The 8,367-nt window shown below is 62.0% G+C and carries 8 protein-coding genes and 1 pseudogene; 3 read left to right on the top strand and 6 right to left on the bottom strand.

Annotated features, from left to right (window positions below):
• The 3 genes and pseudogenes from ACEK02_RS16515 to ACEK02_RS16505 all read right to left on the bottom strand — a co-directional run.
• Positions 1-209, bottom strand: a pseudogene (locus ACEK02_RS16515) (ABC transporter substrate-binding protein); the annotation flags it as partial.
• A gap of 100 nt (positions 210-309) precedes the next feature.
• Complete coding sequence (locus ACEK02_RS16510) at positions 310-1,896, bottom strand: ABC transporter substrate-binding protein (protein ID WP_371422669.1); 1,587 nt, start codon at positions 1,894-1,896, stop codon at positions 310-312.
• A gap of 168 nt (positions 1,897-2,064) precedes the next feature.
• The gene (locus ACEK02_RS16505) at positions 2,065-2,994 is read right to left on the bottom strand and encodes a 2-hydroxyacid dehydrogenase (RefSeq protein ID WP_371422668.1); all 930 of its coding nucleotides are present in this window, start codon (positions 2,992-2,994) and stop codon (positions 2,065-2,067) included.
• Positions 2,995-3,137: 143 nt separating this feature from the next.
• Between ACEK02_RS16505 and ACEK02_RS16500 the strand changes: the two genes are divergently transcribed.
• The gene (locus ACEK02_RS16500; RefSeq protein ID WP_371422667.1) at positions 3,138-4,016 is read left to right on the top strand and encodes a helix-turn-helix transcriptional regulator; all 879 of its coding nucleotides are present in this window, start codon (positions 3,138-3,140) and stop codon (positions 4,014-4,016) included.
• A gap of 14 nt (positions 4,017-4,030) precedes the next feature.
• Here ACEK02_RS16500 and ACEK02_RS16495 read toward each other — a convergent pair whose 3' ends face one another.
• The 3 genes from ACEK02_RS16495 to ACEK02_RS16485 form a co-directional block, all read right to left on the bottom strand.
• Positions 4,031-4,261 carry a hypothetical protein gene (locus ACEK02_RS16495; protein ID WP_371422666.1) on the bottom strand — a complete coding sequence of 77 codons (231 nt, stop codon included), beginning with the start codon at positions 4,259-4,261 and terminating at the stop codon, positions 4,031-4,033.
• Complete coding sequence (locus ACEK02_RS16490) at positions 4,258-4,479, bottom strand: hypothetical protein (RefSeq protein ID WP_371422665.1); 222 nt, start codon at positions 4,477-4,479, stop codon at positions 4,258-4,260. Before ACEK02_RS16490 ends, ACEK02_RS16495 begins: the two co-directional genes overlap by 4 nt.
• A gap of 202 nt (positions 4,480-4,681) precedes the next feature.
• Complete coding sequence (locus ACEK02_RS16485) at positions 4,682-6,223, bottom strand: acetolactate synthase large subunit (protein ID WP_371422664.1); 1,542 nt, start codon at positions 6,221-6,223, stop codon at positions 4,682-4,684.
• A 239-nt stretch (positions 6,224-6,462) separates the two neighbouring features.
• Between ACEK02_RS16485 and ACEK02_RS16480 the strand changes: the two genes are divergently transcribed.
• Positions 6,463-7,077, top strand: coding sequence for a L,D-transpeptidase (locus tag ACEK02_RS16480; RefSeq protein WP_371422670.1), 615 nt, complete (start codon positions 6,463-6,465; stop codon positions 7,075-7,077).
• Between the two features lie 106 nt (positions 7,078-7,183).
• Complete coding sequence (locus ACEK02_RS16475; protein WP_371422663.1) at positions 7,184-8,002, top strand: DUF2927 domain-containing protein; 819 nt, start codon at positions 7,184-7,186, stop codon at positions 8,000-8,002.
• Positions 8,003-8,367: the final 365 nt, after the last annotated feature.

Raw genomic sequence — 8,367 nt, 5'->3', positions numbered from 1 at the left:
CGCAGCAGGCTCTCATAAATCTTGCCGCCCAGGGTCAGCGTCGGCTGCTGCTGGTTCAGCGCGGTGACGAGAATCGGAGGCTCAGGCTGAATGATCGTGTTCAGCGTGCCACCCTTGGTCTGGCCAACAGCACGGGTGACGCCGAGGGGAATACCCGAGAGCGCCACTGCGCTCACGCCCATCAGCTTTGCGAATTCACGTCTATTCATAGCCTCTTCCTTTTAGCATTGGCACCTGACAGGGCCGTAGCCGGACGCTTGCGCGTCTGGCTACAGCCGAGTCATCAAGTGACTTTCAGTAACTTCAGCTTCACCCGAGCGTCACGGCTCCAAAAGTCTCGTGCACACCGATGCCGGTGGTGATGACGTTCTTCAACCGCTTGTCGATGAAGTTGGGGAAGTCTTGCTCGACCATCCATGCGATCGGGACTTCTTCTACGACGATTTTCTGCACGGCCGTGTAGAGCTCCTGGCGTTTTGCGTCAGATGTCGCCACGGCGGCTTCCTCGAATAGCCGGTCTACTTCTGGATTGGAATAGCCCGCGATATTTGAGAACAGAATACCTTTGCGGATATTCGCCGTAACGTAGCTGCGCGACACGCCCAGCGCCGGATCGCCGAACTGGTACAGCAGATTACAGGTCATCTCGTAATTCCAGTTGCTGGTGCGTTCGGCCCAGCCGGCAAGATCGAGATTCTCCAGTTGCAGATCGATGCCCACACGACCCAGCGACTGCTTGAAGAATTCAGCCGAGCGCTGCCAGATTTCGCCGTAAGGCGGCACAAGGAACTTGATGCTGACACGCTTGCCGTCGGCGCCGGGCTTCAGGCCCATTTCGTCGAGCAGGGCCTTCGCCTTGTCCAGCGAGTAGTCGTACTGCTTGACGTCCTTTTCGTAGAACCGCGTCTTCGACGAAACAGGGCCGGTTGCAACCTTGCCGAGATTGAAGAACACGCGCTGCAGCAGCGCCTTGCGATCGACCGCGAACATGACAGCCTGACGGAAACGCTTGTCATCCATCGGCTTGACGCGAAGATTGAACTCCAGCCAGAAATGCGGCGCGAAGAATTCGTAGCCCTTCGTCGTCATTTCGACATTGGGCAGCTTCGAGAGACGTGCGACGTCGAACAGTTCGACATCGGTCCACTGCGTCAACTGGACCTTGCCCTGTTCGAGTGCGACAGCGCGCGAGGCACCGTCCGGAATGACCCGGTAGATGATCTCGTCGAGATGCGGCTCGCCCTTGCGGTAATAGCCCTCGTGCTTGACGAGATGAACATGCGATCCCTTGACCCATTCCTTCAGCTTGAACGGGCCCGAGCCGATCGCCTGTGCGTTGGCAGGGTTCTTACGGAAATCGGTGCCGTCATAGACGTGCTTCGGCACGATCGGCGCGGTGGTGCAATCGAATGAATTGAGGAATGGCGCAAACGGCGCCTTCAGCGTGAACACGACCGTGAGCGGATCGGGCGCTTCAGCCTTGTCGATGCGCAGGAAGGTGCCGCGTGCACGCGCGTGGGTTTCGACGAGAACCTTGGTGACCGAGAACACCACATCTTCCGATGTCAGCGGCTTGCCGTCATGGAAGGTGATGCCCGGAAACAGCTTGAATGTATAGACGAGGCCATCGGGCGAAACGGTCCAGGATTCAGCGAGACCCGGAAGCGGCTTGAGGTCGGAACCGTAGCGCAGCAGACTCTCATAGATCTTGCCGCCCAAAGTCAGCGTCGGCTGCTGCTGGTTCAGCGCCGTCACCAGGATCGGCGGCTCGGGCTGGATGATGGTATTGAGCGTGCCGCCCTTGGTCTGTCCAACGGCGCGGGTGACGCCGAGGGGAATTCCCGAAAGCGCAGTCGCAGTCAAACCCAATAGCTTCGCGAATTCACGTCTGTTCATGCCGGTCCCTCTTGATGATCGCCTGACTGGACTGTCGCGAATGCGCGACCTGTGCAGGCAAGGATGTTCTTGCAAGTTTCAGACCGCCGCCGACCGCGGGCCGACAATTGTCGCGATCGGGCCGTCCCGTGTTCCTCGAACAGGCATGCCGCGTCAACAGGCAGAGGATCAGTATCCCGATGCCGGATCGACGCGGTTGAGTAGAACCTCTCCAGCTTTGAGGCGGCGGATATTCTCGGCAATCTGGTCGGCAATGACTCGCGGTTTGGCCAATCCAGCCATATGCGGCGTCACCAGGATACCCGGCTCCGTCCACAGCGGATCGTCGGGCTGCAGCGGCTCCTTGTCGAACACATCGAGAATCGCGCCGCGCAGATGGCCCGAACGCAATGATGCCACGAGATCGGGGATGTTCAGATGCTCGCCGCGGCTGCAGAGGATGAGCACCGCTCCTTTCGGTAGGCGAGCGAAGCGGTCGGCGTTGAGGATTCCCATCGTGCTCGGCGTTAGCGGCAGCAGGCAGACCAGAATGTCGGTCTGCGCCAGGAAATCGTCGAGTGCGCCGTCGCCCGCGAAGACGTCCACGCCCTCGACCCGTTTCGCCGAGCGTGACCAGCCGGAGACCTTGTAGCCGACCGATTTCAGCAGCGTAGCGGCCTGGATGCCGAGGGTGCCGAGACCGAGGATGCCGACGCGCCTGTCGGCGGCAGCGACCTGGTCGTAGCGATGCCAATGACCATTGCGCGCATTGGTGGAGACGCGATCGAACTCGCGGTGAAAATACAGCGTTCCCCACAGCACATATTCGGCCATCGCCTTGCCCAGCAAGGGATCGACGATCCGGCAAAGCGGCAGGTTCGGCAGCGCCGTATCGGACAGCACATTGTCCACGCCGGCGGCGATGGAGTGGATCAGCCGCAGGTTCGGCATGGTCGCCATCACGCGCGAGGGCGGTTTCCAGCAGACCACCACTTCCCCGTCCAATGCGCCCGGCTCCGGCCAATGGGATACGACCGCGCCGGGAACCGCCCGTTTCAAGTGATCCTCCAGGAAGCCCATGGTATTGGACAGGGTGGTCATGAGGGTAATGCGGGTCATCAAATTCCTGCGTTTGTTTCTGCCATTGGCATGAAGCCTGCTTTGAGAACGGCAACGTCCGGAACGATGCGCTCAAAACCTCTATCCCAAGGTACGATGTCGGCGCATCATCTCCGTCTTCACAGGGTCAGGATCTGTCGCATATGGGCCATCTGTCTTCAATTTCGTGCAGCACGCCGCGCCAGCGCATCGCGCCGCCGGCCATGGTGAGTTTTTCCGGCTTCGAGGCCAGCGGCCGCCGCGCCGATGCACTGCAGGCCGCACAACGCCCGGTCGTTGCGATGGCTGCCGAATTCTCCTCGGGCGGCGTCGGCGTCCGGCATAGCCACCGCCGCGCGCAGTTTCTCCATGGCCTGACCGGCGTCATGACCGTGATCACCGAGAGCGGCAGCTGGACCGTATCGCCGCAGCACGCATTGTGGATTCCGCCGGGCGTCGTGCATCAAAGCCGCTGCTGGGGCACGGTGCAGCTCCGCACGCTCTATGTCGAACCGGAAGCGACCATCGGCCTGCCGAAGGCCTGTCAGTTGATGGAGGTCTCATCGCTGGTGCGCGCGCTGCTCAACGAAGCCGTCACCTTCCCGACCGAATACGACATGGACGGCCGCGAAGGCCAGATCATGAATTTGATGCTCGCGGAAATCGGCCGCATGCCGGCCGTGCCGCTGCGTGCGCCCATGCCGCAGGACCGCCGCCTCGCACGCATCTGCGAGGCGATCCTGCGCGAGCCCGGCAACAATCAGGATCTGGAAGCCTGGTCGCAGATCGGCGGCCTCGGCCGACGGACGCTGACGCGGCTGTTTCGCCGCGAGACCGGCATGAGCTTCGCCGAATGGCGCCAGCAGGTGCGCTTGATGGAAGCGCTGTCGCGCCTGACAATGCGCGAACCGGTGACCAATGTCGCGCTCGATCTCGGCTATGATAGTCCGAGTGCCTTCAGCGCCATGTTCCGTCGCTCGATGGGGATTTCACCACGCGACTATCTGCGCTGGAGCGAACAGACGGCAGAGCTGGCAACGTAAGCGACGACTTCGCTTTAGAGTTCGCTGGCAGATCGGTCTTCGACCGCCGCGCGCAATCGCCGGATACCGGCTTCGATCTCGCGGATGTCGTCGTCGAGCTGCCCGAGTAGGACCCAGAAATTGAAATCGGTGCGGTTACGGATCGACATCGCGAGGCCTTCGCGGTGCACCTTCATATCTTGCAGCGCACTCAACTGGTTTGTTTCGACATAGGCCGCAACGACAAGTTCAATCGCACTAGTCACCGCAAAGTCGCTTTCTTCTCGGCTTCTTCAATCTTGGCTTTCAGCAGCGCCTTGGTTTCACGCACGCCCGGAAAGGGCGTGCCGAGCCGGCGCGCCTGGATTTGCACCGAGCTTTGCGGCCGCTTCAAGATGACGGCTGCGCGCGCCAGTGAAATCTTGCGCGCGATGAGGTCCTTCAGGATTTCGAGCTGCGCGTCGTCCCAACGATTTTTGGCCATGGCGGCTTATGACTGTCGTCCCAATATCTGTCTGCACGATCTCTCACTGATCGCAACGCGAAGTTCACAGATATTGTTCCGACGCAGGCGGATGATCGATGGCCGTCAATACCGTCCATTCCAGAAAAGAAGGCTCCGGATTGCTCCGGAGCCTTCTTCGTTGCAGCTCTTGTCTGGTTCGACAGCGCGGCTTGGCCGCCGCTTACATCACCACTTCGATCAGCTTCGGACCCTTCGCGGCGATCGCGTTGGCAAGCGCCTTGTTGAAGTCATCGACATTCGACACCGAAACGCCGGGGACGCCCATGCCCTTGGCAAGCGACACCCAGTCGAGTGCCGGGCGATCGAGATTGAGCATGTCCAGCGCGCGCTGGCCGGGCTCGCCGGCATCGACGCCGGCGAATTCGCCGAGCAGGATTTGATACTTGCGGTTGGCGAACACGATGGTGGTGATGTCGAGTTCTTCGCGGGCCTGGGTCCACAGCGACTGCAGCGTATACATCGCGCTGCCGTCGCCGACCATGCAGATCACCTTGCGATCCGGGCAGGCCACGGCGGCGCCGGTGGCGACCGGGGTCGAGAAGCCAATCGAGCCGCCCATGTTCTGCAGCCAGTCATGCGGCGCTGCAGCAGCGGTCGGCGGGAAGAAGCCGCGGCCGGTGGTCAGCGACTCATCAACCATGATGGCGTTTTCCGGGATCGCATAGGCGATCGCCTGCGCAATCGTGGTGTGGTTCAGCGCACCGGTCGGCTTCACCAGTTCGGCGAGCTTCTGCGGCTTCACATCCGACGGCTTGGCACCGAGCGCACCGGCCAGCGCTTCCAGCGCAGCGATCGAGTTCTCGCCGCCGGCGGTCACGCGATGCACTTCGCAGCCTTCCGGCTTCAGCATGCTCGGCTTGTTCGGATAGGCGAAGAAGGCCACGGGATCGTTGGCCTCGACCAGCACGATGTTCTTGAAGTCCTTCAGCAGCGGAAGTGCGGCTTCGATCACATAGGGAATGCGGTCGATGGAGAAGCGGCCGCGGCCACGTGCCATGCGCGGGTTGTAGGTCTGGCCCATCACCTTGCAACCGGTCTTGCCGGCGATCTGCTCGGCCAGCGCCAGGCCCTTCTCGGTGAGCGCCTGGCCGGTCATCAGCAGCAGCGTCGAGGCGCCGCCGTCCTTCATGATCCTGGCGGCGGTCTCGACGGCCTGCGCCGAATAGCCGGCGCTCTGCTTTTCGGTCGGCACCGGAGCCACGCCATCGGCGGCGCCCCATGCGGTGTCCGCGGGCAGGATCAGCGTGGCGATCTGGCGATCCTTGGCGGCGGCAATGGCGGCGGCGCCGTCCTTGGCGACGGACTTGGAATCCGGCGAGGTGTGCACCCACTGCGACATCGGGCGGGCGAGACCCTCGATGTCCGACGTCAGCGGCGCGTTGTATTCGATGTGATAGACGGCGTGCTGGCCGACGATGTTGACGATGCCCGAATTGGCCTTCTTGGCGTTGTGCAGGTTGGCGAGGCCATTGGCGAGGCCGGGGCCGAGATGCAGCAGCGTCGAGGCCGGGGTGCCCTTCATGCGGTAGTAGCCGTCAGCGGCGCCGGTCACGATGCCTTCGAACAGGCCGAGCACGCAGCGCATGCCCTCGACGCGGTCGAGCGCCGCGACGAAATGCATTTCCGACGTTCCTGGATTGGCAAAGCAGACATCCACATTGCCCGCCACCAATGTCCGCACCAGGCTTTCCGCACCGTTCATCGTCTCACTCCGTTTGATTTGGTTCGCAATCTCGGTTTCTTGATCTCGGGGGCTGATGAACCATTGTTCGGAGGGCCCGTCAAAGGGTCCGAACGCAAGGCTTCGTTGTGAGGGCCGCGGGGCGGCCTGAACGCCGCTTGTTATCGCTCCATCCGGGCTGTCCTCACACGGCCGTGGCTTGCGGATCAGGGCGATTTATGCCCTGTCTTGGGCCTCAATTTTTATTGGCGAGGACCATGATGAAGCGCCTTTTTGCTCTCTTTTTTGCCGCAGCCGCGTTCACGACGATTGCAATGCCGGCCGATGCACGTGCCCGCAATCAGCCGCCAGCCCAGGACTTCGTGGTCGACGATTCCCCGTCGCTCTCCAACTTCTTCTCCAATTTCGGCAATGGCGGCGGCAACAGTTCCGGCCCGATTCCGCGCCAGACCGTCGGCTTCCAGAGCAATTACGCGCCGGGCACCATTGTGGTGAACACCGCCGAGCGGCGGCTCTATCTGGTGCAGGGCAATGGTCAGGCGCTGCGTTACGGCATCGGCGTCGGCCGCGACGGCTTCCGCTGGGGCGGCGTACACAAGGTCACCGCCAAGAAGGAATGGCCGAGCTGGACCCCGCCCGCGCAGATGCTCGCCCGGCGGCCCGATCTGCCGCGCCACATGGAAGGCGGCATCGACAACCCGCTGGGTGCCCGCGCCATGTATCTCGGCTCGACGCTGTACCGCATTCACGGCTCCAACGAGCCGGAAACCATCGGTCAGGCGGTGTCGTCCGGCTGCTTCCGCATGACCAATGAGGACGTCACCGACCTCTATAACCGCGTATCGGTCGGCGCGACGGTGATCGTCAAGAACTGAGCTTGACCTGAGAACGGGGGCTTCCTGCGGGAAGCCTTCGAATTGTCCGCGGGGGCGGCGCTGAAACGCTTGCGCAAATACGCGCATTGCGAGAACTTGAGTAATAATGCCCGCCCCGAAACCAGAGCGATTCACCGTCCGGACGATTGCCGCGCTGCTGGCTCTCTCGTTTCTGACCACCCTTGTGCCGCAGCCGTCTTATGCCGGCGCCAGCGAACCGCCCGGCGTCACCGCACGCCAGCGCGCCGAGAAGAAGACCTTCACCGACAGCGAGATCATCGACGGTTTTTTCAAGACCGCCTTCGGCGCCGAGTATCACCTCGCCGGCCGCGTCGACCGCATCCGCAAATATGAGCTTCCGGTGCGGGTCTTCGCCGAGGGCCGCGCCGACCGCAAGACGCAGATCGCCAAGGTCGTGACCGACATCGCGCACCGGGTGCAACATCTCAACATCGCCATGGCGGACAAACGCGACGACGCCAATGTGCTGGTGAAGCTGGTGCACGACCGCGATCTCTATCGCACCATCTCGACCTTCTACGGCACCGACCGGGCCAACGAGATCCGCGACTCCCTCGACCCGCAATGCCTGTCCGGCTTCCGCAAGAACGAGGCCTTCGAGATCGAGCGCTCCGACGTCATCCTCACTGTCGATAATGGCGACTTCGTCTTTCTCGATTGCGCCTATGAGGAACTGCTGCAGTCGCTGGGCCCGATCAACGATACCAATTCGGTGCCGTGGACGATGTTCAACGACAACGTCCAGATGGGCTTCTTCGATATCTATGATCAGTACATCCTCAATATCCTCTACGACCCCCGCATCAAGGCCGGCATGACCGTGCAGGAGGTCAAGGAGGTGCTGCCGCAGGTTCTCACTGACGTGCGGATCTGGGTGAGCAAGGTGAACGACCTGCAGGATTAGCGGCGACCATGGTCGGCATCGCAGCATCACAGCATGGGGTGAGCGTCTTCGCGAAACCCATCGCTCTCTTCGTCTGTAGTTGATGGGTTTCGCTCCGGCGCAAGTTGCGCCTGCGCTCACCCCACCCTACAGCCTCATCCGATTCAACTGTCAAACAGCCACTGCTTCAGACATGCGTCATCGCCCCTGTTATTTGCGGCGCGGGGGCGCCGTCGTCTCTTGCATTCCCGCCCCCTTGCGAGAGGGCGTGCGGAACGCCGGATGCCCGATGCACCCCTGGGCCTGATGCCGATGCGGTCTTCCGCAAGGGTATGCATCAGGACTTTCGGAAAGCACGGGCGATTGCCCGACGTTCCGCCTGCGGT

Origin of the sequence: Tardiphaga sp., assembly GCF_041424195.1 — a bacterium.
In the GTDB taxonomy this organism is placed as follows: Bacteria; Pseudomonadota; Alphaproteobacteria; order Rhizobiales; family Xanthobacteraceae; genus Tardiphaga.
The sequence above is the reverse complement of the archived record's forward strand: the minus strand, read 5'-3'. Positions and strand labels throughout refer to the sequence as shown.